Here is a 22920-nt window from a genome sequence, read left to right as displayed (position 1 = left end):
ACAAAGCGTTGTGTTTGTCAGCTGCGAAGAAGGAAGAGTATGAAGCAATTTGCTACGTCCGTCAACTCCTTCTTTTTCTCCACCTCACTCGGCATTTGCATGCGTCGTTCAGCGAGGGGGCGAATTATAGCCAAGCCCTGCACGTCCCGCAAGGGCTATTTTTCAGCCATGTGAAGCTGGCACTGTGCTTGCTTATATAGCCACACGCATCGGCAAGCGATGGAAGCAACTCTGAGCCTGGCAGCAACACTGGGGATAGCCCGGCTCGCTTTGCTTTGCTCCCATCTGTGACAGGTGCTACATTATGGAACACTCTCGATTCAAAAGAGCGCCGCGGTACAGGGCCCAACGGAGGCAACGAGATCATGTATCAACCGTCAGCTACTTACCGTAGCGCACCGTTTTCGTCCATGGCGGACGCGAATATACCAGCCACAGGACAAGACAACGTTCCCGTCATCATCGAAACGTCCCACCAGCGCTCCGTGGCCTTCGGCCTGTCACCCACGGCCACGCCCGATTTCACGCCGGCCGGCAAATCCGACCTGTCACTGCTGATCGAGCAGAACCGCCTGCTGCACACGCATGCGCTGCCGGCGATGGAAACCCTGTACCAGCAGATCGTCAATACGCACAATATGGTGATCTTGACGGATGCCAACGGCGTCATCGTGCATTCCCTGGGCGACGATGATTTTCTCGAAAAAGCCAACAGGGTTGCCCTGCAACCGGGCGTGGCATGGTCGGAACAAAGCCGCGGCACGAACGCCATCGGCACGGCCATCACGGAAAAAGTACCGACCCTGGTCCATGCGGACCAGCATTACCTGGCCGCCAATCACTTCCTGACCTGCTCCGCCGCTCCCATTACCGACCACCGCGGCAATGTCATCGGCGTGCTGGACGTCTCGAGCGATCAGCGCAGTTTCCACAAGCATACGATGGCCCTCGTGCGCATGTCGGCGCTGATGATCGAGAACCAGCTATTCTCCGCCACGTTCGAGGATGCCATCACCGTGCATTTCCATGCGCGCCCGGAATTCATCGGCACCTTGATGGAAGGCATCGCCTCGTTCACACCTGGTGGACGCTTTCTGTCGGCAAACAAGAATGGCTTGTTCCAGTTGGGTCTCTCCTTTGCAGCATTGCAGTCGCACACCTTCAGCTCCCTGTTCGGCTTGCCCGTCTCCGCCCTGTACGACCATTACCGCACGGCAGCACCAGGCCTGCTAAACCTGTGCATGCACAGCGGCGTGCGCGTCTATGGTCGCGCGCAGTTGCGACTGAGCAATAGTGTCTTCCAGCATGGCTTTGCTTCTGGCACCGATCACAGCGATATCAACGCCGTACCGGCAGCCATACCCGCGCCGGCCAGCCATGCGGCCAATGCGGCGCGGCGCCTGTCCGGCCTGCGCTACCTGCGCACGGGCGATCCGCAACTGGAACTGGTGATCGAAAAGGTCAACAAAGTGCTGGGGCGCGACATCCCCATCCTCGTGATGGGGGAAACGGGCACCGGCAAGGAATTGCTGGCGCAAGCCATCCATAATGATTCTCCACGCGCCATGGGGCCATTCATCGCCGTCAACTGCGCCTCGATTCCGGAAACCCTGATCGAATCCGAACTGTTCGGCTATGAAGACGGGGCCTTTACGGGCGCGCGCAAGAAAGGTGCCATCGGCAAGATCTTGCAGGCGAATGGCGGCACCCTGTTTCTCGATGAAATCGGCGACATGCCCTTCGGCCTGCAGGCGCGGCTGTTGCGCGTGCTGCAAGAGCGCATGGTCACGCCCCTGGGCAGCAGCAAATCGATCACCGTGAATGTGGAGCTGATTTGCGCCACGAATCACAATTTGCGCGAACGCATGGCCAAGGGGCTGTTCCGCGAAGACCTGTATTACCGCCTGAATGGCCTGGTGGTCAAGCTGCCGCCGCTGCGCGAGCGCACGGACCTCGACACGGTCGTGAAAAAAATCCTGGCGACGGAAGCGCCCGATACGCGCTACACGGTGGCGCCGGACATCCTGCACATGTTCCACCAGCACAAATGGCCAGGCAACTTCCGCCAGCTGACCAATTTGCTGCGCACGGCCATCGTCATGGCCGGCGACGAGCACGAAATCTGTTTGCGCCACATGCCCGATGATTTCCTCGACGATATTGAAATGACGCAAGCCAGTGCCGCCAGCGCCAACACCGACCGCATGATCGCCGCCGGCGCCAACCTGGAAGAAATGGAGCAAAGCGTGATCCTCAAATCGCTCGATGCCCACGGCGGCAATGTCTCGGCTACGGCACGGGCCCTGGGCGTGTCGCGCAATACGATCTATCGCAAGGTACCGCATCTGAAATAACCTAAAGTAGACGGGGAAAGCCGGGCGACATCTTGCGCCGGCCCTGCTTGTCGATGGTCATCAAGTCGACGCCGTCCATTTGCGCGGTCATCGCATGCGCGCGTGCGGCGCCCGTCACCATGAATGTGGTCGACAAGCCGTCGGCCAGCAAGCCCGTGGGCGCCACTACAGTGACGCTGGCCAACTCCAGCGGCGAATCGCCGCTCGATGGGGCGAAGATATGATGATGCGCAAAGTCTGGCGTAAACGTGCACTCATAGTCTCCGGAGGTGGCCACGCTGCGCCCTTCCACTTTTAACGTGGCCGTGAGAATTTCACTGTCGCGCGGATCCCGGATGCCCAGGATCCAGGGTTGACGCACGGCACGCTGCCCCCGCGCGATGAACTCGCCCGTGTCGAGCAGCGCATGCCGCACGCCCCGTGCCCGCACGGCGGCCAGCGCCATGTCCGCCGCGTAACCTTGCGCCAGACCATTCAAGGTCAGCGCCATGCCAGGCTGAAGAAAACGCACTTCGCGCCTATTCCACGCCAGTTGCCGCCACCCTACCCGCGCCTGCGCCGCGCGCCGTTGCGCATCGAGCGGCAAGCTTGCCTCGCCGGCCGCAGCCCGAAACAGCTGCCATAACGGTTGCACCGTGACATCAAATGCCCCATCGCTCCATTGCGACAACGCTTGCGCCTGTGCCAGCACGGCCAGCAGGTGCGGATCGGGGCGAGACAGCCGCCCATCGCGATTGAGCTGGAAGACTTGGCTCGCTGGACTGTAAATGCTCATCAGGCGGTCGATATTCCTCGCCGCATGCAAGGCGTCTTCGATGGCCAGCTCGGCCTGGCGCTGCTCGCGGTGCAGGACGGTGACGGCGATGGTCGTGCCAAACGCCAACGCCGCACCACGATACAGGCGCACACCGGAGGCGCTGGCCGTGCCACGCGCCATGCTGCCAGGCAGACACAAGCCCGCCATGCCTGCCACGCTGCCGATGGCGGCGGACATGAATGTTCTACGCTGCATTACTGCTCTCCTCTGCCGTGGCCCGGGCAATCGGGATGGTGCGGGCACGCTTGATCTCCAACATCAAGGGCGCGCATTTTTCATCGCTGGCATGAATCACCACGCAATCCATGCATTGAAAACACTCGCCATAATCGACTTTCCCGTTCGGCGCAATGGCGTGATACTCGCAACGGTGGCGGCAAGTCTGGCACGGCGTGCCGCATTCCTTGCGGCGGGGAATCCAGTCGAGCAGGCGCAAGCGTCCCAGCAGGGCCAGCGCCGCGCCAAACGGACACAGGTAGCGGCAAAAGAATTTGTAGGAAACACTGCTGAGCAGCAGCAAGCCCACGGCATACGCGACAAACGGCCAGGCGCGCGCGAAATTCAAGGTGATGGCCGTCTTGAACGGTTCCAGCTCCACCAGCTGGTCCGTGATCTGGCCGGCAAAAAAGCTGCTGCCAAGAATCGCCAGCAGCAATCCATACTTGATCCATTTCAAACGCCCGTCCAGGCGCGGCTTGACCTTCCACTGTGGCAGACGCAGCCACTGGCCCAGCTTGCCCGTGAATTCCTGCAGGGCGCCAAACGGGCACAGCCAACCGCAAAACGTGCCGCGCCCCCATAGCAGCAGACTGAGCAACACGAAAATCCACAAAATCACCGTCATCGGATCGAACAGGAAAAAACCCAGGCTGCGTCCCGCCATCGCCGCCTGGATGACACCCGTGAGATTGACGATCGATAACTGCCCCTGCGCGTAGTACCCGATGAAACCGATGGTAAATAGCAGGAACAGGCGGCGGAACCACACGAACTGCCGTCCATCGCGCACCAGGCGTTTCTGCCTGGCCAGCGCGCCGGCCAGCAGCACCAGCCCGGCCAGCAGCAAGATCAGTTCCATCCTGCGCTCCTTCCACGTGCCGCGCCACGTGGCATCGTCGCCTTGCGGTGCCGTATAAAACGCGGCCGGCAATCGGTAGCTGAAATCGACGTTGCGCGCGATGCGTTCGGGATACACGATGCCCTTGCTGCGCGTGATGGGCAAGGTAAACGCCAGCGGGCTGGCCGCATCGAGTCCCGCCTGGCTGATGATACGCAACACGGCGACATTCTCCGTCGGCAACAGCGATGCATCCGCCAACTGTAATTCCAGGTCCAGGTCGCGCATGTCGATCGGCAAACCATCCTGTTTCAGCAACAGCCGCTCCGGCACGGTGCCGCGCACGAAATCGTCGCCCAGCACGCTGTAGCGGCCACGCGACATGACGAGGATGGCGTGATCGCCGTCGTCGAGCCGGTTGCGCAGCTTGTTCCAGCTGCGCTCCGTCAACAGACTACGCCCCACGGTGGGGACGGAAACATACGCCAGGTACAGGTCGATGAACACGCCATCCGGGTCGCGCGCAGCCTCGGCATCGAGTCCCGCGCCGGCACTGCCTGCAAACAGGGTTTCCACGTCCTTGTTGCTCAGGCGCACATGCTGGATCAAACCCTGGCCTAGCATCTGCGCGACATCAAGCTTCTGCTGCACCTCCAGGCGGATACGGGCGATCTGGTCCGGATCGCGGCCTTGCGCGAAGCCGAGTTTTTTGCGCGACACTTTCAAGGCCGACGCCAGCACGCTCTGGTTGATGATGCGCACGGAGGCCGTGGCCTTCGACACGCCATCGATATCGGCGTGGGTGGCGTCTGGCGCGCGCTTGCTCTTCGCACCGATGGCGATATTCTGCTTCAGCGACAAACCCTGGTATTGCTTGACGAACTGAAACAGCGGCGCTTCACCTAGGCCATCGAGAAACACGGGTTCATGCTGCGACAGGACGGCAACATCGAGAAATCCGCCTTGTGGATTGATAGCGATCAACAAATTGACGGGAACACCGGAAAAGCCGGGAATGGGCGCCAGGTCCACCGACTCAAAGACATAGCCGACCAGCTCCGTGGCCGTGGCGTTTTGCTTGAACAGGGGCCAGACGGGCAAGTCTATTTCCTTGTCGCCCACCACGAGCGGCGCGGGAAAGCGCCGCACCAGCTCGGCCTTGGCGAGCACGCCCGCCCACGCCTGTCCCAGGATAAACAGGAATAGCCAGCATCCGATAAACAACCGCATCATCCGCATGTACCGTGCTCCGCGCGGCGCCCTGTCGCAAGGCGCCGCATTCATTGATTGCTTAGAAGAAAATGATGCCGCCCAGGGACACGCCATTCATCTTCGCTTCACCACCGGCAAAGCCTTTCGAGCGCGTCTGGCCCAGTTCGCCCACCAGGGTGATGGCGCTATTGAGCGCGTAATACGCACCCAGGGTCAGGTTGGCATTCGACTTCAAGCCGCCCGTACCGGCCGTATCGTCATCGTTCTTGCTGATGCCGTAGGACAAGCCCAGCTTCAGCTTGTCCGTCGTCTTGTACGTGCCTTGCAGCAGCCAGTTCTTCGACTTGGTATCGCCCTGGTCTGCATCGGAAAGAATGCCCAACCCTTTTCCTCCCTGGAAATTGAGCAGCACGCCTGCCGGCCCCATCTGGTAAGAGCCGCCCACTTCCACCCCGCGCATGGTCAGGTCATCGACACCCGTCGTTTTCGAGGTGAATTTTTGCGACTTCACGCCCAGCCAGGCTTTCAAGCCGACCTGCGCATACGTCAGCTGCGCCTGCACTTGCGGACTCGACTTCGAGGAATACGTCGGGCCTGCCACGATGGGCGTATCGGAGACGGGGCTGACCAAGGCCACGTCGACACCGAAGCCACCGGACTTCGGCGAGCTGTACATGATCTGGCCATAGTTGCCCAGATAGGTGTAGCCTGCGCCGATATGGCCCAGGGTCACCCGGCCCCGCTGCGTGGCCTGCACGGGGGCGCCCGAACCCAGCAAAGTCATGTCGGACAGAATGGCATTTGCGCCGAACATGCCGTAGTCGCGGCCCAGCTTGAAGGTACCCATGTGCTCGTTGCCGAACGTAAAGAATGCCTGGCGCACATCGACGACGCTGTTCTGGCTGATGGCGCTGTCCGTGGCGGTCGAGTTATAGATGCCGATCAAGGCTTTCACATCGTACTCGCCCAGGCGCGACGAGGCGGACGTGATCAAGCCATTCGGCAGCAAGCCGTTGCCGATCGTCGTGCGGTCCTTCTCGCCGCCGCAACCGAGCGCCCGGCCGCCCAGCGCCAGCCCGCCCACCGCGTCGCCCGAGCACGACACTTGCGTGTAGTAGGCGTTGACGATGCCGCCCACCGACACGGTCCAGTCGCCGGCCTTGATATCGACGGCTTGCGCCTGTCCCATCGTTGCGATAGTCATGGCCCCCAGGCTCCCCAGCTTGATGAATGCGTTCATGTTTTCTCCCCTTTTCTTCTGTGTTTTTAGTGTGCACACCAGTGATTGATGTAGCTCAATCTTTGGCAATAAGCGTGCCCAGCAATACACAAGGCGGAGAAAGGGGAAATCCGTTTTCAATGTGTGCAACGGCGGACCAGTCGCTGCTGACGGTGTTCAATTTTTGACCGCCGCCAGCGCTTGCCGCTGGCAAGTAAACAAAAAACTGACGGCCTGGACCGTCAGCAAAAAGAAAACACCCGGCGGACAGGGAGACACCCATCCGAGTGGCCCGGGCGCTTCACCCCATTACTTCGATGCCAGCTTGAAGACCCATACGGAGCCGCCCTGCTCGAGGAAGTTGACCTTCTTCGCCACTTCGCCACCCCACAGCGGCACGGCGCCGCCCCAGCCGGAAACGACGGCAACATATTGCGTGTCGCCATCCTGCCAGGTGACGGGCGGCGCCACGACGCCGGAACCGGTCTGGAACTTCCACAGCTCCTTGCCCGTCTTCGCATCGACGGCTTTCAGGAAGCCTTCCGGCGTGCCATAGAACACCAGGTTGCCGGCCGTGCTCATCACGCCACCCCACAACGGCGCATTGTTCTTGATTTCCCACACGATCTTGCCCGTCTTCGGATCGACGGCGCGCATGGCGCCGATGTAGTCGTCAAACAGGGGCTTGATGGTAAAACCGGCGCCGAGGAAAGCGCCGCCTTTCTTGTAGCTGATCGGCTCGTTCCAGATATCCATGCCCCATTCATTCGCCGGCACATAGAACAGCTTGGTTTGCGGCGAGTACGCCATCGGCATCTGGTTTTTGGCACCGAGGAAAGCCGGCGCCGCAAACACGGTCGTGCCCTTCTTGCCCTCCTCTCCCTTGGTCGGGTCGCCAGGACGGCCGGCGGCGATGAAGTTCGGCCGCCCCGTTTTCAGGTCGATGCTGCTGGCCCAGGTGATTTTCTTGACAAACGGAAACGCGTTCTGCAGTTTGCCCGTGCTGGCGTCGATCACATAGAAAAAGCCGTTGCGGTCGGCCTTGCCACCGTAGCGCTTGCCATCCATGTCGAAGGTGACGAACTCGTTGGCGCCATCAAAATCCCAGGCATCGTTGGGCGTGTTCTGATACGCCCACTTGATCTGGCCCGTCTTGACGTCGAGCGCCACGGTGGAGGACGAATACAGATTGTCGCCGGGGCGCAAATGGCTGTTCCATGGCGCCGGATTGCCTGTGCCGAAGTACGCCAGCTTGGTTTGCGGATCGTAGGTGCCGCCCATCCATGTCGAGGCGCCGCCCGTTTTCCACAGCTCGCCCGGCCACGTCTTGTTCGCCGTGCCGGAAATACCATTGTCGCTGGCCTTGCCATCCTTGTCGTAGCGGTGGCCCATATGGCCTTCCACCGTGGGACGGCTCCACACCAGGTCGCCCGTCATGGGGTTGCGCGCTTCGACCCGGCCCACGATGCCGAACTCGCCACCCGACACGCCCGTCAGCAGCAAGCCTTCGGCGATCAGGGGCGCGGCCGTCATCGAGTAACCGGCCGCATAATCGTCGACCTTTTCCTTCCAGACGATCTTGCCCGTGTTCTGGTCCAGCGCCACCAGGTAGGCGTCGAGCGTGCCGAAGATCACCAGGTTGCCGAACAGGGCCGCGCCGCGGTTGACCACGTCGCAGCAGGGCATGATGCCGTCCGGCAAGCGGTGTTCGTACTTCCACAGCTTGGCGCCGGTTTTCAAGTCGATGGCAAAGATGCGCGAATACGAAGCCGTGACGAACATCTTGCCGTTGTGAATCAATGGCTGCGATTCCTGGCCACGCTGCTTTTCACCACCAAACGAGAACGACCAGGCCGGCACCAGCTTGGCCACGGTCTTGTCATTGATTTGCGTCAACGGTGAATAGCGCTGCCCCTGCGTACCCATGCCAAACGACAAGATACTCGCTGGATTCTTCGCCGTGCTGTCGAGCATGGCACTGGTGACATTGCCGACGTCGGCCGCCTGGACCAACGACGCCAGGGATGCCAAACCCACACTGACGACTACCCCCATGATTTTTTTCTGCACAATCATCTCCCTCTGTTATTAGTATGTGTATGTTTCAAGTGCTGCCGTGTTCACGCGGCTGGGCATGCAGCAAGGCGCACTCTTCATCGGTAAACAGGCGCGAACGCGTCAGGAAACGCTTGCCCGTACCGTTGTCGAGTGAAAACATGCCGCCATTGCCATCGACCACGTCGATAATCAACTGGGTATGCTCCCAGTATGCAAATTGCTCGAGTCCCATGTAGAACGGCGTGCCATTCAGATTGCCGAGATAGATATCGGTGTCGCTGATATCGAACTCGCCCAGCGCGTAGCACATGGGCGTGCTGCCGTCGCAGCAGCCGCCCGACTGAAAAAACATCAACGGGCCGTAACGCTCGCGCAACCTGTCCATCATCTCCAGCGCCGCATCGGTGGCGACCACCCTGGCAATTGCTGCACTCATGGCATCCTTTCTGCGCGCCGCCCCTGGCTAAGGGCGCGGCGCCTGTTGCCGGTTTAGAAGAAGCCCAGCGCTTTCGGGCTATAGCTCACCAGCAAGTTCTTCGTTTGCTGGTAGTGGTCGAGCATCATCTTGTGGTTTTCGCGGCCGATACCCGATTGCTTGTAGCCACCGAACGCGGCATGGGCCGGGTACAGGTGATAGCAATTCGTCCATACGCGGCCCGCCTGGATGGCGCGGCCCACGCGGAAGGCGCGCGAACCGTCACGCGTCCACAGGCCGGCACCGAGGCCGTACAGGGTGTCGTTGGCGATCGCCAAGGCTTCAGCCTCATCCTTGAAGGTCGTGACGGACACGACGGGACCAAAAATCTCTTCCTGGAAGATGCGCATCTTGTTGTTGCCCTTGAATACGGTTGGACGCACGTAATAGCCGCCCTCGAGATCGCCCGCCTGCGTGTTGCGCTCGCCGCCGGCCAGCACCTCGGCGCCTTCCTGGCGGCCAATGTCAAGGTAGGACAGGATTTTTTCCAGCTGTTCCTGCGACGCCTGGGCGCCGATCATGGTGGCCGTATCGAGCGGATTGCCCTGCTTGATGGCGGCCACGCGCTTCAGGGCCCGTTCGATGAATTTCTCGTAGATCGATTCCTGGATCAGCACGCGCGATGGGCAGGTGCACACTTCGCCTTGATTCAGCGCAAACATCGTGAAGCCTTCCAGGCACTTGTCGAAATAGTCATCATCGGCATCCATCACGTCTTCAAAGAAGATGTTCGGCGACTTGCCGCCCAATTCCAGGGTGACGGGAATCAGGTTTTGCGCCGCATAACCCATGATCAGACGGCCCGTACCCGTTTCGCCCGTAAACGCGATCTTGGCGATGCGCTTGCTCGACGCCAGCGGCTTGCCCGCTTCCAGGCCGAAACCATTGATGATGTTCAATACGCCAGGCGGCAGCAGGTCGCCGATCAGCTCGATCAAGACCATGATGGAAGCCGGCGTCTGCTCGGCCGGTTTCAGCACCACGCAATTGCCGGCGGCCAGGGCCGGCGCCAGTTTCCACACGGCCATCAGGATCGGGAAATTCCAGGGGATGATCTGGCCCACGACGCCCAGCGGCTCGTGGTAGTGGTAGGCATAGGTTTCCGCATCGATTTGCGCGACGGAACCTTCCTGGGCGCGGATGCAGCCGGCGAAGTAGCGGAAATGGTCGATGGCCAGCGGAATATCGGCATTCATCGTTTCGCGGATGGGCTTGCCGTTGTCGATGGTTTCCGCCGTGGCGATCAGGCTGAGGTTTTGCTCGATGCGGTCGGCGATCCGGTTAAGGATATTGGCGCGCTCGGCAGGCGACGTCTTGCCCCAGGCTTCCTTGGCGGCATGGGCGGCGTCCAGCGCCAGCTCGACGTCTTCCGTCGTGGAGCGGGCAATTTCGCAAAACGGCAAGCCCGTGATCGGCGTAATGTTGGGAAAGTATTCACCTTTGACGGGGGCCACGAACTTGCCGCCAATGTAGTTATCGTAACGTTGCTTGAAAGGGTTGGCGACGCCCAGTTTGCTGATGTCTGCGAGATTCATGTCGTCCTCTATCGGTTTGTAGAATTGGAATATTGCTGCTTAAGTCAAACGTCCTGGTACAGATGGGGTGAGTACACGCAGTCCTCCGCAAATGCCGTGCCAGCTCGCCGCCCCACTACAAACTTAGCGGGTTTTACTGCTGTTACAAGGGAGCGGCGTCAATATCGGCGCATTGATTCCCGTCAGGTGCGGGTAGCCTGGCCACGGCGCGGCGTTTGCGTTTTTGAACAAGGCGCCGATACCCTGCTCCAATCCGCACCAGCCTGGCCATTTGCTGGCTCGAGCCCGCGTCCGCTGCACAATGGAACAGGTGTGCCAGACTGGAACAGCTGTCCCTAGCGAATCACCACGCCCCACGGTAATTCGCCCACGGCAATATCGGCCACCTTGCGCGCGCTGGTCGTGTCGATGACAGACACGCTGTTCGAGCGGCCATTGGCCACGTACAGCTTGGCGCCGTCGGGCGTGATGGCCATATTCCACGGACGCTTGCCGACGGGGATAGTCGCCGTCACCTTGTTGCTCCTCGTATCGATGACCATTACCGTGCCGTCGATACCGTTCGACACATACAGCTGCTTGCCGCCGGGATGGACGACGATGCCATTCGCATTCTTGCCAGCGGGAATAGTGGCGATGGCCTTGCGCTGCATCATGTCGATTACGTACACGGCATTGACCAGCTCGCACGCCACGTAGGCGCGGGTGGAATCGGGGCTGAAGCCGATGCCGCGCGGGCGCAGGCCCACGGCAATGGAAGCCACCTGGCGGCGTTGCGCCACATCAATGACGTCGACTTGCTCGGCCTCTTCCGCACCGACCAGCAGCCAGCGCCCGTCCGGGCTGAAGACGGCGTGTTCCGGGTTACGTCCTTGCACCTTGATATCCGCGAGCAAGTCGCCCGTATGGCCATCGATCAGCGCCACGCTATTGTTTTCCTCGACGGCCACGGCGACATGGCTGCCGTCGAGGGATGCGCTGACGCCTTCGGGCGACTTGCCCAGCGCCACACTGCGCATGAGCGTGCCAGCCGCGTTATCGATCAACAACAAGGCGCTGCTGGCCGCGTCCGTGACAAACAATTGCCGCCCGCCGGGATCAGCGGCGATGCCGCGTGGGCGCTTGCCCGCCGCAATCTGGCGTACCACCTGGTCGGTAGCCGTGTCGATCACGCTCAGGGTGCCCGATTTTTCATTGGGAACATAGGCAAAAGGAGCGGCCTGGACCGCCATGCTGGCCAACACAGGCAGCAGCCAGCAAACCCGGCGCAAGCGTAAGAAGAAGTTGGGCATAATCACCTTTTCAATGAAAAAACACAGGAAAAGCGCGCGGGAGCGGCGCAAGTGACAATTGCTGTATGCAAACGCCGTGCCACTGGCAGGCGTATAATTTCAGCCCACCAATGGAGACATGGCAGGCATATTGCTTGATAAAACTATGCAGACCTGTACCGCGCACGCGGTCAAGCAGGCTTTTATACACATTGGAGAATCCGCATGCAGCATCGTTTCCGCCTGAACACCATCGCCAGCCTGTTTGTCGCCGGCAGCGCCACCTTCGCCCCCCACGCTTTCGCCACCGAGGCGGCAGACCTGGCTGGCGGGCAACTGATGGACACGGTGGTCATCAGCGGCAGCCGCATCGCCCATCCCAGCCAGGAAGTACCAGCCTCCATCGACGTGGTCGACAGCGCCCGCATCCAGGATGGACAAATCCGCGTCAACGCCTCGGAAGCGCTGGCTGCCGTGCCGGGCCTGGTCGTGCAGAATCGCCAAAACTACGCACAAGACTTGCAGATCTCGTCGCGCGGCTTCGGCGCCCGCTCGGCCTTCGGCGTGCGTGGCGTCAAGCTGATCAGCGATGGCATTCCTGCCAGCATGCCCGACGGCCAGGGCCAGGCCGCCACCTTCAACCTCGATACGGCCGAGCGCATCGAAGTGCTGCGCGGACCGTTTTCTGCCATCTACGGCAATCACTCGGGCGGCGTGATCCAGCTGTTTTCCAAGGATGGGCAAAAGCCCCCATCCGTCGAACTGAATGTGACGGGCGGCAGCGATGGCACCAGCAAGGTCGATGTCTCGACGCAAGGCCAGGCGGGCGCCATCGGCTACGTGCTCGACGGCTCGCGCTTCCGCACGGATGGCTTCCGCGACCACAGCGCCGCCACGCGCGAACAGGCGTTCGGCAAGATCACCGTCAAGCCCACCGCGGACAGCAAGCTGACCATCGTCGCCAATAGCCTGCATCAAGGCAACACGCAAGACCCGCTGGGCGCCACCTGGACCACGTTTGCCCGCGACCCGCGCGCCGGCGAAATCGACGCGAGCGACACGCAAAACCCGAAACGCACCCTGGCCGAGCGCTACAACACGCGCAAGAGCATCGACCACCAACAGATCGGCGCCACCTACGAACAGTCGTTCGGCGACGACCGTCTGCATGTGATGGTGTATGGCGGCAACCGCGACGTGATCCAATACCAGGCATTTACCAAGGGTTTTCAGGCGCCAGCGAGCCACTCAGGCGGCGTGGTCGACTTCCAGCGCCAGTTCTACGGCATCGACACCAACTGGCTGCATGTGAACCAGCTGGCCGGTGGCAAACTGAGCACCACCATCGGCATCGACTATGGCCGCTCCAGCGATGACCGCACCGGCTATGAAAATTTCATCGGCAATACGTTTGGCGTGAAGGGCAAGCTGCGCCGCGACGAGCAGGATGTCGTCTCCAGCCTCGATCCGTATATCCAGACGGAATGGCAAAGCGGTCCATGGCTGCTCAGCGCAGGTTTGCGCTATAGCAAAATGAAAGTTTCGGTCAACGACCATTTCCTCAGCAATGGCAACGATAGCGGCAGCCTGGACTTCAGCCATACGACGCCAGTGCTGGGCCTGCTCTACAAGCTGACGCCGAACGTCAACGTGTACGCCAGCGCCGCGCGCGGCTTCGAGGCTCCCACCCTGAACGAACTGTTTTACTCGGGCACGGGCGCCGGTTTCAATTTCAATTTGAAACCAGCCACCAGCACCAACCTGGAAGCGGGCGTCAAGGCCAGGGTCGCCAACAATACGCATGTGAACGCGGCCTTGTTCCAGATCAAGACCAACGACGAACTGGTAGTGGACAGTTCCAGCGGCGGGCGCACCAGCTACCGCAATGGCGGCAAAACCTTACGCCAAGGTATGGAAGTGTCGCTCGATTCCAGCCTGCCGTATGGCTTCACGACGAAGGTGGCGCTGACCAGCCTGCATGCCGTGTATGACCAGGCCTTCGGCGCCGTTAGCGAAGGCAGCCGCTTGCCAGGCGTTCCCAGCGCCAATCTGTTCGCGGAACTGGCCTGGAAAGATACGCTCGACCGCTTCGGCGCGGCACTGGAAAGCGTCGCCAGCAACCAGGTGTATGCGGAAGACAGCAACAGCGAAAAACCGGCGCCCGGCTACACGGTGTTCAATGCGCGGTTCAATGCCAAGCAAAGCATGGGCAACTGGCGCTTCAAGGAATTTGCCCGCCTGAACAATCTGTTTGACAAGACTTACGTGGGTTCCGTCATCGTCGGCGATAGCAACAAGCGCTACTATGAAGCGGCGCCGGGGCGCAATTGGTTGCTGGGTGTCAGCGCCCAATACACTTTTTAAGTACGCCTGAAAAAAGTCCATAACCGCTGCATTGCCTGGTCGCACTATTCGTACTGCCTGTGGCAATGCGCCTTGCCCTGAACAGTGTTCAGGCGTTCTGATGATAAAAAAGCCCGCGCATCGTCCGATGCGCGGGCTTTTCAACTGGAGCGCGAGACTTCAGGGCCGCGCTTCCTTCACCCCATGTTTCTCGAAAATGGCTTTCAATTCGCCGCTGGCAGCCATCTCGTTCATGGCCGCCAGCAGCAGCTTGCCCACGTCCAGTTGCTGCCGGCTGACGGCCAGGCCCACGGCCCAGCCGGCACGCGGCAAGCGGGCGAACGCCACTTCGTTCACGGCGAAGGCCGGATCGCTTTTCAGCACGGACTCGATTTCCGAGCGATTCGCCAGCACGGCATCGAGCTGCCCCGCCTGCAATTGCTGCAAGGCTTCGGCGGCCGTGTCGAAGATGCGCACGTCGTCGCGGTACTTGCCATCGTCTTCGCCCAGCATCAGCATGGCCGCGATCGATACCTTTTCCACGCCGATGCGCTTGCCGGCCAGCGAGGCGACGCCATCGAACTGCGGCACGGCTTGCGTGCGGCGTGCCAGGCGCACGGTTTCCACGTAATACGGCGCAAAGATCTCGACCTTGTCGTTGTCGGCCATCAGTTTTTTATCGACCGGCACGTGCAGCATCACGTCGGCTGGACCGTAACCGAGGTAATGCCCCTTCCACACCATATTGCGCAAATCGTCATTCAGGTTTTCGCCGGCGGGAAATGGCAGCAGACTCAGCTTGAGTCCCAGCTTTTTCGCCAGCGCTTCGGCAATGTCGATATCGATGCCCGCGCCCTTGTCGGAAAACGGGGCGAATTCGCTATACACGGCCACCTTCAGGCTGCCCGACTGTTGCACTTTCTGCCAGTCGGCGCGTACCGGCGCGGCCGCGCACAGGGCCAGGCAAGCGAGCGCAATCATCGCGCGCGCGCGCCGGAGTTGGAATGAACGCATGGGATTCCTTCGTGATCAGTTCGACTCGCGGCGGGTTTCCAGGTAGGTCTTGATGGCCCACATGGCTTCCTGATTGAACACGCCTTCAAACGGCGGCATGTACACGGCGCCGTTGCGCACTTTGCCGTGGCGTATGGTCGCCAGGTAATAATTATCCGTTTCCTTGTAGCACGCTTGTTTCTTTGTCTCATTCTTGATGCTGAAACAATCGCGGTCCAGCTGGCGCAAGTCCGGCGCGATGCCGCCCGAGATGGCTTCGATGCCGTGGCAGCGCGCGCAATTCTGGTTGTAGGCCGAGGTGCCCACAGTCAAGGCCAGCTTGTTGCCCCGGTACGGATTCTGCTCCAGCCACTTGTCGCCCACCTTGGGCAAGCCCGTGGTGTCGACGCCTTGCGGCGTGACATTGCCATGCGCATAGGCATCGGGCAAGGTCAGCAGGGAAGTGAGGGCGACAGCGCCGGCGGCCGCCATGCCGAGCAGGGTAGGAATGGAATAGGTCATGCTGGTCTCCTTGGTTTTTTTGGTCAATAAACAGGAAGAGCAAATGCCATGCCATGCGCGCACGCCCCGCGGCAGGCGAACCATGTCTCAATTTGGAACAGCTGCAACACGCGCCTGTGTCACCGCGCGCGTCAGGCGGCGGCAACCGTACAGATGCTGGCCCGCTCCTGTTGCTCGAAAGTGATACGCACAGGCAAGAACCTGGCGATCACCTCGGCATTCGTCAATGCATGCTGCGACACCTTGCTGCAGCTAAACGTGCCGCCGCCGGCCAGCGCCATCGGCAGCAAGAGCTGGTCGGCCAGGTGTTCGCCCACGGCCGCGTCCGACTTGCAATAGGCGCGCACTTCGTTCAACAGGCGCTTGGCCACCGATTCCGCCAGCAACGATTTTTCGCCGAAGGAAGCAAATACTTCCGTCACGTGTTCATGCTCGAGCGTCAGCAACAGGACATTGCCCGGCCCCTGCTCCGCCGGCAAGCCGACGATGCGCAGCTGCTTGCCGCTCCAGCCCATGCCGCTGGCGACACGCTCGAGCTCGCGCTGCGCCACATTCACGTGCACGCCCGCCACCACGCTTTCCGCAAATCCGGCCTGCCGTTCGCCGCGCTGCAGCAATGCAATGGGCTTCAAACGGGCGCAAGGCTGCACGGTGGCAATCACCTCGCCGCCGCCGGCCGGATAAAAACCATAGCGTCCCAGCGCGATATCGATGTCGGCGCCCATCTGCGCCATGGCCCGGCTATACGCGCGCTGCAGGAAATGCACGGGCGGCGCCATGGGATTATGCGTGCCGCCCCTGATGCGCACAGTCGAGGGCGCATCCGCATGCAGCAGCGCCGGCAGCAAGGTTTGCAGTACCAGGGTGCAACTACCGGCGCTGCCGATGGCGAAACGGTAATCGCCGCCACGCAGGGTGCCCGGCACGAACTCCAGGCTGGATGCGCCCAGCGCAACCGGTGTCATGCGCGCGCCGCAAATGGCGGCTGCAGCCTGTACCGCCACCAGATGCTGGCGCAGCAAACCGGGCTTGGCCCGGCCCGCGCGGATATTGATCAACCGAAATGGCTGGCCCGTGATCATGGACAGGCTCAGCGCCGAGCGCAAAATCTGCCCGCCGCCTTCGCCTTGTGCTCCATCTATTTCTATCATCTCTGCTTTCTTTATTGTTTAACCTTTGACGCAGACGACCTGCTTCAGGATATGCACGACATCGACCAGCTCGCGCTGCGCCAGCATCACCGCATCGATATCCTTGTAGGCCATCGGGATCTCGTCGATCACATTCTCATCCTTGCGGCATTCGACGCCTTGCGTGGCGCGGATCTGGTCGTCGAGGTTGAAGCGCCGCTTCGCTTCCGTGCGGCTCATCGTGCGTCCCGCACCGTGGCTGCAGCTATGGAAACTCTCCGCGTTGCCTTTGCCGCGCACGATAAAGCTCTTCGCGCCCATGGACCCGGGAATGATCCCCAGTTCCCCCGCGCGGGCCGATACGGCGCCCTTGCGCGTGACCAGCACATCCTTGCCGAAGTGGTGCTCCTTCTGCACATAGTTATGGTGGCAATTGACGGCCTCCACATGCGTCTGGAACGGTTTATGGATGACCGTGCGCACGGCCGCGATCAGGTTCTGCATCATCACTTCACGGTTATTGCGCGCGAAACGCTGGGCCCAGCCCACCGCCTCCACATAATCGTCGTAATGCTGCGTTCCCTCTGCCAGGTAGGCCAGGTCCTGGTCCGGCAGGTTGATGAAATGGGTGCGCATATCTTGCTTGGCCAGTTCGATGAAATGGGTGCCGATGGCATTGCCCACGCCACGCGAACCCGAATGCAGCATGAACCACACGGCTCCCTGCTCGTCGAGGCACACTTCGACGAAGTGGTTACCGCTGCCCAGGGTACCCAGGTGGCGGTAGTTATTCGTATTTTTCAGCTTTGGCGTTTTCAGGCAGATGGCATCGAATTCGTCTTTCAGCTGCAGCCAGGCGGCATCGACCACCGATGGCGGGTTCTGCCACGAACCTTCGTCGCGACCACGGTGGCCGCGCGTCTTCGGCGACATCCCGTGCGGAATGGCGCGCTCGATGGCGCTGCGCAGCGGCCCAAGATTATCGGGCAAGTCATTCGCCGTCAGCGTAGTCTTCGCCGCCATCATGCCGCAACCGATATCCACGCCGACGGCCGCCGGAATCACGGCGCCGAGGGTGGGAATCACGCTGCCGATGGTCGATCCTTTACCCAGGTGGACGTCCGGCATGACGGCGATGTGCTTGTAAATGAATGGCAAGGTCGCCGTATTGCGCAATTGTTTTTTAGCCGCTTCTTCGACAGGCACGCCACGCGTCCACATTTTGACGGGACGGCTGCCTTCGGTATGCAGGACTTCGTATTCTTCATTCTTCATCAGTGTTCTCTTTTTCTATTTTATATGGGGGTGATGACAAGGGTTGGTGAAATTTTCAGCCGACGTATCGGCCCTGGATGTAATTCCACCGGCATTCATCAGTACAACAACCCGACCAGGGATGACAGGATTTTCTGGCGGCGCACTGCGCGCGCCAGGCCGGTCTGACTCGGCTATCGATGTAATCCTGCCGGCATTCGGGGTACGACGGCGCATGACAAGGTTGAACAGGACGTCTTTAATGTAGTCTTGTCCGCATTCCTGCGCTTTACTTCACGCGCTACTTCAACAACCTGCAGCGATATCGATGGCGGCGATTTCTCCCACCCAGTGCGCTGGATCCAGCTGGCCGGCGGCAAAGGCGGCGATGATCTTGAAGACGTCGTCGGAAAAACCGCCGATATTCAGAATATCTTCACGCTCCATCGCCTGCGTCGTGGCATGCGGCGCAATATCGATGCACACCAGCCTGGCCTGCGGATTGCGCTGCTTGAAGATATTCCACTGTCCCAGCGTCGCCGTGGCGCCGCTGCGTTTGGCGTCGATCCAGGATTCGTTATCGGACACATAAATCACCAGGTCGGCCTGCTCCTGCTTGCTGTTCATGCGCAGCAGCGGCGCGCTGCAACTGGTGCCGCCACCACCGATGGCCGCCAGCCTGGCCGCATTCTCCATCACGCTATCGTGCGCATCAAGCCGGCACGTCACCACGCTGTGCTCGAACGGCAGCACCATGGCATCCGGATTCTTGCGCAGCATGGCTGCCGCCACCAGCGCCGCCACGTCGATGCAGCGCACGTTCGAGGTGGCGCTACCGCGAAAACCGCTGACGGGCGACGACATCGAGCCGGAAACATCGGGGCACACCACCACCTTGCCGGCGATCCGCGGCACGTTCAGCAGCGACGTTTCCAGCGCCTGCTCCAGCGCATCGCGGATGACCGCCGGCACGTTCTCGCCGGCCGCCATGTACGCGGACATCAACTGGTACGGAAACACCCGCGCTTGTGCAATCGATGCCGGATCGCGCAGCCTGGCCGCGATCAGCTCCGGCATGCCTTCAATTGCGTACACGCCATGGCGCGCAAAGGTGTTCAAGTTCATGCGCACCATCTGCCAGCTGCCCTGGCGGGCAATCTGCGCCCAGTCCTGCGCCCCCAAGGGCAGCGCCGTCAGCATCTGGAACGGCACGTCCGGTATCGTTTGTGCCGGATCAAGCTTGTATGTCTCGAATGCTGCTAATACCGGCGGCAAATCTGCGGCGATGTATTCCCTGCCGATCAGCCAGGCAAAGAATGCCGCGCGCCAGGCGTCCTTCGGTTTCGGATGCACCATTTTCACGACGTCGGCCAGCGATGGGCTGTTGCCCACGGCGGCGGCCAGCAGGGCCTGTTCCGAGGCGCCATTCAACCATGCCTGCACCAGCTTTTTCGGACGCGATCCCAGCGACTTGCGGCCAACGGCGCCCGAGCGCATGATCTGCACGAAGTTGCGCAGCATTTTGCCGTTGTTGATCACGCGCTGGAAGGCCGGCGCAAATTCCGCGGCGCCCTGGCCAGCCAGCACGGCCACCAGCAAGGCAGGCATATCCTTCATATACCCCCGCTCGCGGCAGTACACGGCCGTTTGCGCAATGAAGGACGGCTCGACGGCCTCGCACAGTTCCAGCACCGTCGCCAGCTGCGCTTCGGCGCTGGCATAAAACGTCGCGTTCAGGCAGCCGGTGGCTGCGTATTGCGCCAGCTGATGCCGGGGCGTCAGTGCATAGGCTGGTGTACCTTCGGCATTGCGCGCCAGGGCCGCAGGCAGCGGCTGCGATTGTTGCATGCTCTTGAATAACTGGGCGTTGGCCATTTTCCTTCCTCTTCTTCTCTTTGCGTTTATCTCGGTGTTATCCCTTCTATTGCAAGCGCCGTGCCAGCTTTTTCGCTTTCGCGTAAACCTTCTATAAATCATTGATTTTATTGAGAAATATTTTTTAATCGAGAAATCAACAAAAGATAGTTGCCGTCAAAAAATCATATACAATTATCTTTTCAGATAAATATTTATCCAATTTATGCAAGCAAAACGCACCGTTGTCATCGGTTTTCTCGGCACACAGCTCGATAGTGGCAGGGGTGCCGCGCGCTGGGAAAAGTGGCGGCCCAGCATCGCCTTGACGCAGCACGAAGACCAGATCATCGACCGCTTCGAGCTGCTGTACGCGGGCAGCCAGTTTGACAACCTGGTGCGCCAGGTGTCGCAGGATGTCGCCAGCGTCTCGCCTGAAACGCAGCTGATCGCCCATGAGTTGCCCATCAGCGATGCCTGGGATTTCGAAAACGTGTATGGCGCCCTCTACGATTTCGCCCACACCTACCCCTTCGACCCCGACAAGGAAGACTATTGGATCCACATCACCACCGGCAGCCACGTGGCGCAAATCTGCATGTTTTTGATGACGGAGGCGCGCTATTTCCCTGGCCGTCTCGTGCAAACGTCACCGCCGAAACGCCAAGGTCCTGGCAATCCCGGCACTTACGCGCTGATCGACCTCGATCTGTCGCGCTACGACCAGATCGCCCAGCGTTTTACGCGCGAACAGGCCGCAGGCGTGGCGTTTTTGAAATCCGGCATCGCCACGCGCAATGCCAAGTTCAACGCCATGATCGATGAAATCGAGCGCGTCGCCATCAAGTCCAGGGCACCCATGCTGCTGATGGGGCCGACCGGCGCCGGCAAATCCTTCCTCGCGCGCCGCGTGTACGAACTAAAAAAGTCGCGCCACCAGATCGACGGCAAATTCATCGACCTCAATTGCGCCACCCTGCATGGCGACGGCGCCGCTTCCACCCTGTTCGGCCATATCAAGGGGTCATTCACGGGCGCGGGTTCGGATCGTCCAGGTTTACTGCGCAGTGCGCACAAGGGCTTGCTGTTTCTCGATGAAATCGGCGAACTCGGACTCGATGAGCAGGCAATGTTGCTGAAAGCCATAGAAGAAAGGCGCTTCTTTCCCGTCGGTGCAGATACGGAAGTGCAAAGCGACTTCCAGCTGATCGCCGGGACCAATCGCGACCTGGGCAAGGAAGTGGCGGCCGGCCGCTTCCGCGAAGACCTGTATGCACGCATCAACCTGTGGACCTACGAATTACCAGGCCTGGCGCAGCGGCAGGAAGACATCGAGCCAAACCTGGAATACCTGCTGGCGCAATACGGCGCCGAGACAGGCGAGCACGTGCGCTTCAATAAGGAGGCGCGTGAGCGCTTCATGCGCTTCGCCACCTCGCCATCGGCCCGCTGGAACGGCAATTTCCGCGATTTGTCGGCCGCCGTCACGCGCCTGGCCACCTTGTCGGAGGCAGGCCGTATCACGGACAAGGTCGTCGATGAGGAAACGGCGCGCCTGGGTCGCCTGTGGCAGCATCACGGTGAACAACAGGGGAATGACGTCGTGGATCTGGCAGATATCATGGGAGCGGATGCGGCCGCGCAACTCGACCTGTTCGATGCGCTGCAACTGCAGGTCGTGATCAAGATCTGCCGGCAATCGCACAATATGTCCGATGCGGGCCGCAAACTATATGCGATGTCGCGCGAAGCGAAAGCCAGGCCGAACGATGCAGACCGCCTCAAGAAATTCCTGGCCCGCTTTGCCCTCAGCTGGGATAAAGTATCCTCAGGCAACTAAGAGAAGAGAACGATGATTCCAGAAGATATACGAGTAGAAATCATGCGCCGCCTGGCGGCCGTGGAAGAAAAAGAAGGTGTGCGGATCTTGATGGCGATTGAATCGGGTAGCCGGGCCTGGGGGTTTGCCTCGCCGAACAGCGATTTCGATGTGCGCTTTATTTATGCGCGCCAGCAGGACTGGTATCTGAGCGTCGACCTGGAAGACAAGCGCGACGTGATCGAATACCCTATCGTCGACGATATCGACCTGAATGGCTGGGATGTACGCAAGGCACTGCAGCTTTTTTGGCGTTCCAATCCTGCCGTCATCGAATGGGTACAGTCGCCAATTCAATACATGGAAAAGGGTGTTTTCAGGACTGGCATCCAGACCTTGCTCAATTCCGTCTACACGCTGGAAAAGGGGATTTATCACTATCGCAGCATGGCCAAGACAAATTACCGCGGCTATCTGATGGCGGACATGGTGCCCTTGAAGAAGTATTTTTACGTCCTGCGCCCATTGCTGGCCACGCGCTGGATAGAAACCTATCGCACAGCGCCGCCTATCGAGTTCGCTGCCTTGCTGCACCTGCTCCCCAAGGAAGAGGGCTTATTAGAAGAAATTCATCTCCTTCTCGAGCGCAAAAAGGTCGCACTGGAAAAAGAACTGGCCCCGCGCATCGACAAGCTCAACGTATTTATCGAGTCGGAACTGGCCAGGCTGGAAAACTTCAGCGTTGAAAGGGAAGAAAAGCCCCATGGCATGCAGGATCTGAATCGCCTGTTTCAGCAGGTATTGCAGGAAACCTGAGCTGGAAGCAAAAAAAGGCACCGCGTAGCGGTGCCTTTTTTATGCCGACCATTCGACTGCCTCAAACAACAGCGCCAGACGAAAAAAAACCCCGCCATTACTGGCGGGATTTTTTTCTACTGCGTATAACAAGCCTGACGATAACCTACTTTCACACTGGTTGCAGCACTATCATCGGCGCAAAGTTGTTT

The 22920-nt window shown here is 60.3% G+C and carries 18 protein-coding genes; 5 read left to right on the top strand and 13 right to left on the bottom strand.

Annotation, left to right across the window (positions count from 1 at the left end):
- Together AC1RDJ_RS28025 and AC1RDJ_RS28020 are read left to right on the top strand one after the other, a co-directional pair.
- Positions 1 to 200 (top strand): hypothetical protein (locus AC1RDJ_RS28025; RefSeq protein WP_493029398.1); only part of this gene is annotated, 200 nt, incomplete at its 5' end.
- 210 nt (positions 201 to 410) lie between these two features.
- A complete protein-coding gene (locus AC1RDJ_RS28020) occupies positions 411 to 2354 on the top strand; it encodes a sigma-54-dependent Fis family transcriptional regulator (RefSeq protein ID WP_493029399.1) in 1944 nt (647 codons plus the stop codon).
- Position 2355: 1 nt separating this feature from the next.
- Here the strand turns inward: AC1RDJ_RS28020 and AC1RDJ_RS28015 are convergent, their stop codons facing one another.
- From AC1RDJ_RS28015 to AC1RDJ_RS27980, 8 genes are all read right to left on the bottom strand, one after another.
- Entirely contained in the window at positions 2356 to 3366 is a 1011-nt protein-coding gene (locus tag AC1RDJ_RS28015; protein WP_493029397.1) for an FAD:protein FMN transferase, read from the bottom strand.
- A complete protein-coding gene (locus AC1RDJ_RS28010) occupies positions 3356 to 5461 on the bottom strand; it encodes a 4Fe-4S binding protein (protein ID WP_493029396.1) in 2106 nt (701 codons plus the stop codon). Before AC1RDJ_RS28010 ends, AC1RDJ_RS28015 begins: the two co-directional genes overlap by 11 nt.
- A 58-nt stretch (positions 5462 to 5519) precedes the next feature.
- A complete protein-coding gene (locus AC1RDJ_RS28005; RefSeq protein ID WP_493029395.1) occupies positions 5520 to 6680 on the bottom strand; it encodes a porin in 1161 nt (386 codons plus the stop codon).
- Positions 6681 to 6735: 55 nt separating this feature from the next.
- Positions 6736 to 6942 carry a hypothetical protein gene (locus tag AC1RDJ_RS28000; RefSeq protein ID WP_493029394.1) on the bottom strand — a complete coding sequence of 69 codons (207 nt, stop codon included), beginning with the start codon at positions 6940 to 6942 and terminating at the stop codon, positions 6736 to 6738.
- Between the two features lie 26 nt (positions 6943 to 6968).
- A complete protein-coding gene (locus AC1RDJ_RS27995) occupies positions 6969 to 8714 on the bottom strand; it encodes a methanol/ethanol family PQQ-dependent dehydrogenase (RefSeq protein ID WP_493029393.1) in 1746 nt (581 codons plus the stop codon).
- A 49-nt stretch (positions 8715 to 8763) separates the two neighbouring features.
- Complete coding sequence (locus AC1RDJ_RS27990) at positions 8764 to 9153, bottom strand: DUF779 domain-containing protein (RefSeq protein ID WP_493029392.1); 390 nt, start codon at positions 9151 to 9153, stop codon at positions 8764 to 8766.
- 53 nt (positions 9154 to 9206) lie between these two features.
- The gene (adh, locus tag AC1RDJ_RS27985) at positions 9207 to 10727 is read right to left on the bottom strand and encodes an aldehyde dehydrogenase (protein WP_071325244.1); all 1521 of its coding nucleotides are present in this window, start codon (positions 10725 to 10727) and stop codon (positions 9207 to 9209) included.
- A 335-nt stretch (positions 10728 to 11062) separates the two neighbouring features.
- Entirely contained in the window at positions 11063 to 11959 is an 897-nt protein-coding gene (locus AC1RDJ_RS27980) for a beta-propeller fold lactonase family protein (RefSeq protein WP_493029391.1), read from the bottom strand.
- A 264-nt stretch (positions 11960 to 12223) separates the two neighbouring features.
- Between AC1RDJ_RS27980 and AC1RDJ_RS27975 the strand changes: the two genes are divergently transcribed.
- Complete coding sequence (locus tag AC1RDJ_RS27975) at positions 12224 to 14362, top strand: TonB-dependent receptor family protein (protein WP_071325246.1); 2139 nt, start codon at positions 12224 to 12226, stop codon at positions 14360 to 14362.
- A 159-nt stretch (positions 14363 to 14521) separates the two neighbouring features.
- On the opposite strand, the gene AC1RDJ_RS27970 is transcribed toward AC1RDJ_RS27975, so the two are convergent.
- The 5 genes from AC1RDJ_RS27970 to AC1RDJ_RS27950 form a co-directional block, all read right to left on the bottom strand.
- Positions 14522 to 15355 carry a substrate-binding periplasmic protein gene (locus AC1RDJ_RS27970; protein WP_071325247.1) on the bottom strand — a complete coding sequence of 278 codons (834 nt, stop codon included), beginning with the start codon at positions 15353 to 15355 and terminating at the stop codon, positions 14522 to 14524.
- A gap of 15 nt (positions 15356 to 15370) precedes the next feature.
- Entirely contained in the window at positions 15371 to 15856 is a 486-nt protein-coding gene (gene pedF, locus AC1RDJ_RS27965; protein ID WP_493029390.1) for a cytochrome c-550 PedF, read from the bottom strand.
- A 131-nt stretch (positions 15857 to 15987) separates the two neighbouring features.
- Positions 15988 to 17007, bottom strand: a complete 1020-nt coding sequence (gene rtcA, locus AC1RDJ_RS27960) for an RNA 3'-terminal phosphate cyclase (RefSeq protein WP_493029388.1) — start codon at positions 17005 to 17007, stop codon at positions 15988 to 15990.
- Between the two features lie 18 nt (positions 17008 to 17025).
- Positions 17026 to 18261, bottom strand: a complete 1236-nt coding sequence (locus AC1RDJ_RS27955; RefSeq protein WP_493029387.1) for an RtcB family protein — start codon at positions 18259 to 18261, stop codon at positions 17026 to 17028.
- 285 nt (positions 18262 to 18546) lie between these two features.
- On the bottom strand, positions 18547 to 20115 hold the full coding sequence (locus AC1RDJ_RS27950; protein ID WP_493029386.1) for a vWA domain-containing protein: 1569 nt from the start codon (positions 20113 to 20115) through the stop codon (positions 18547 to 18549).
- 205 nt (positions 20116 to 20320) lie between these two features.
- Here AC1RDJ_RS27950 and rtcR point away from each other — a divergent pair, with 205 nt between their 5' ends.
- The gene (rtcR, locus tag AC1RDJ_RS27945) at positions 20321 to 21934 is read left to right on the top strand and encodes an RNA repair transcriptional activator RtcR (RefSeq protein WP_493029385.1); all 1614 of its coding nucleotides are present in this window, start codon (positions 20321 to 20323) and stop codon (positions 21932 to 21934) included.
- A gap of 12 nt (positions 21935 to 21946) precedes the next feature.
- Positions 21947 to 22729 (top strand): nucleotidyltransferase domain-containing protein, encoded by a 783-nt coding sequence (locus AC1RDJ_RS27940; protein ID WP_493029383.1) that lies wholly within the window; start codon positions 21947 to 21949, stop codon positions 22727 to 22729.
- Positions 22730 to 22920: the final 191 nt, after the last annotated feature.

The sequence above is a fragment of the Janthinobacterium sp. GW822-FHT07H10 genome, from assembly GCF_058798675.1.
This window is presented reverse-complemented; position numbering and strand designations above follow the sequence as displayed.

Bases quoted from the DNA above. Each gene is read 5' to 3' on its own strand.
- AC1RDJ_RS27995 (WP_493029393.1), bottom strand. From the start codon at position 8,714: ATGGGGGTAGTCGTCAGTGTGGGTTTGGCATCCCTGGCGTCGTTGGTC.
- rtcA (WP_493029388.1), bottom strand. From the start codon at position 17,007: ATGATAGAAATAGATGGAGCACAAGGCGAAGGCGGCGGGCAGATTTTG.
- AC1RDJ_RS28005 (WP_493029395.1), bottom strand. From the start codon at position 6,680: ATGAACGCATTCATCAAGCTGGGGAGCCTGGGGGCCATGACTATCGCA.
- AC1RDJ_RS27990 (WP_493029392.1), bottom strand. From the start codon at position 9,153: ATGAGTGCAGCAATTGCCAGGGTGGTCGCCACCGATGCGGCGCTGGAG.
- AC1RDJ_RS27950 (WP_493029386.1), bottom strand. From the start codon at position 20,115: ATGGCCAACGCCCAGTTATTCAAGAGCATGCAACAATCGCAGCCGCTG.
- AC1RDJ_RS28015 (WP_493029397.1), bottom strand. From the start codon at position 3,366: ATGCAGCGTAGAACATTCATGTCCGCCGCCATCGGCAGCGTGGCAGGC.
- AC1RDJ_RS27940 (WP_493029383.1), top strand. From the start codon at position 21,947: ATGATTCCAGAAGATATACGAGTAGAAATCATGCGCCGCCTGGCGGCC.
- AC1RDJ_RS27970 (WP_071325247.1), bottom strand. From the start codon at position 15,355: ATGCGTTCATTCCAACTCCGGCGCGCGCGCGCGATGATTGCGCTCGCT.
- rtcR (WP_493029385.1), top strand. From the start codon at position 20,321: ATGCAAGCAAAACGCACCGTTGTCATCGGTTTTCTCGGCACACAGCTC.
- AC1RDJ_RS27955 (WP_493029387.1), bottom strand. From the start codon at position 18,261: ATGAAGAATGAAGAATACGAAGTCCTGCATACCGAAGGCAGCCGTCCC.
- AC1RDJ_RS27975 (WP_071325246.1), top strand. From the start codon at position 12,224: ATGCAGCATCGTTTCCGCCTGAACACCATCGCCAGCCTGTTTGTCGCC.
- AC1RDJ_RS28010 (WP_493029396.1), bottom strand. From the start codon at position 5,461: ATGATGCGGTTGTTTATCGGATGCTGGCTATTCCTGTTTATCCTGGGA.
- AC1RDJ_RS27980 (WP_493029391.1), bottom strand. From the start codon at position 11,959: ATGGCGGTCCAGGCCGCTCCTTTTGCCTATGTTCCCAATGAAAAATCG.
- pedF (WP_493029390.1), bottom strand. From the start codon at position 15,856: ATGACCTATTCCATTCCTACCCTGCTCGGCATGGCGGCCGCCGGCGCT.
- adh (WP_071325244.1), bottom strand. From the start codon at position 10,727: ATGAATCTCGCAGACATCAGCAAACTGGGCGTCGCCAACCCTTTCAAG.
- AC1RDJ_RS28000 (WP_493029394.1), bottom strand. From the start codon at position 6,942: ATGGGTGTCTCCCTGTCCGCCGGGTGTTTTCTTTTTGCTGACGGTCCA.
- AC1RDJ_RS28020 (WP_493029399.1), top strand. From the start codon at position 411: ATGGCGGACGCGAATATACCAGCCACAGGACAAGACAACGTTCCCGTC.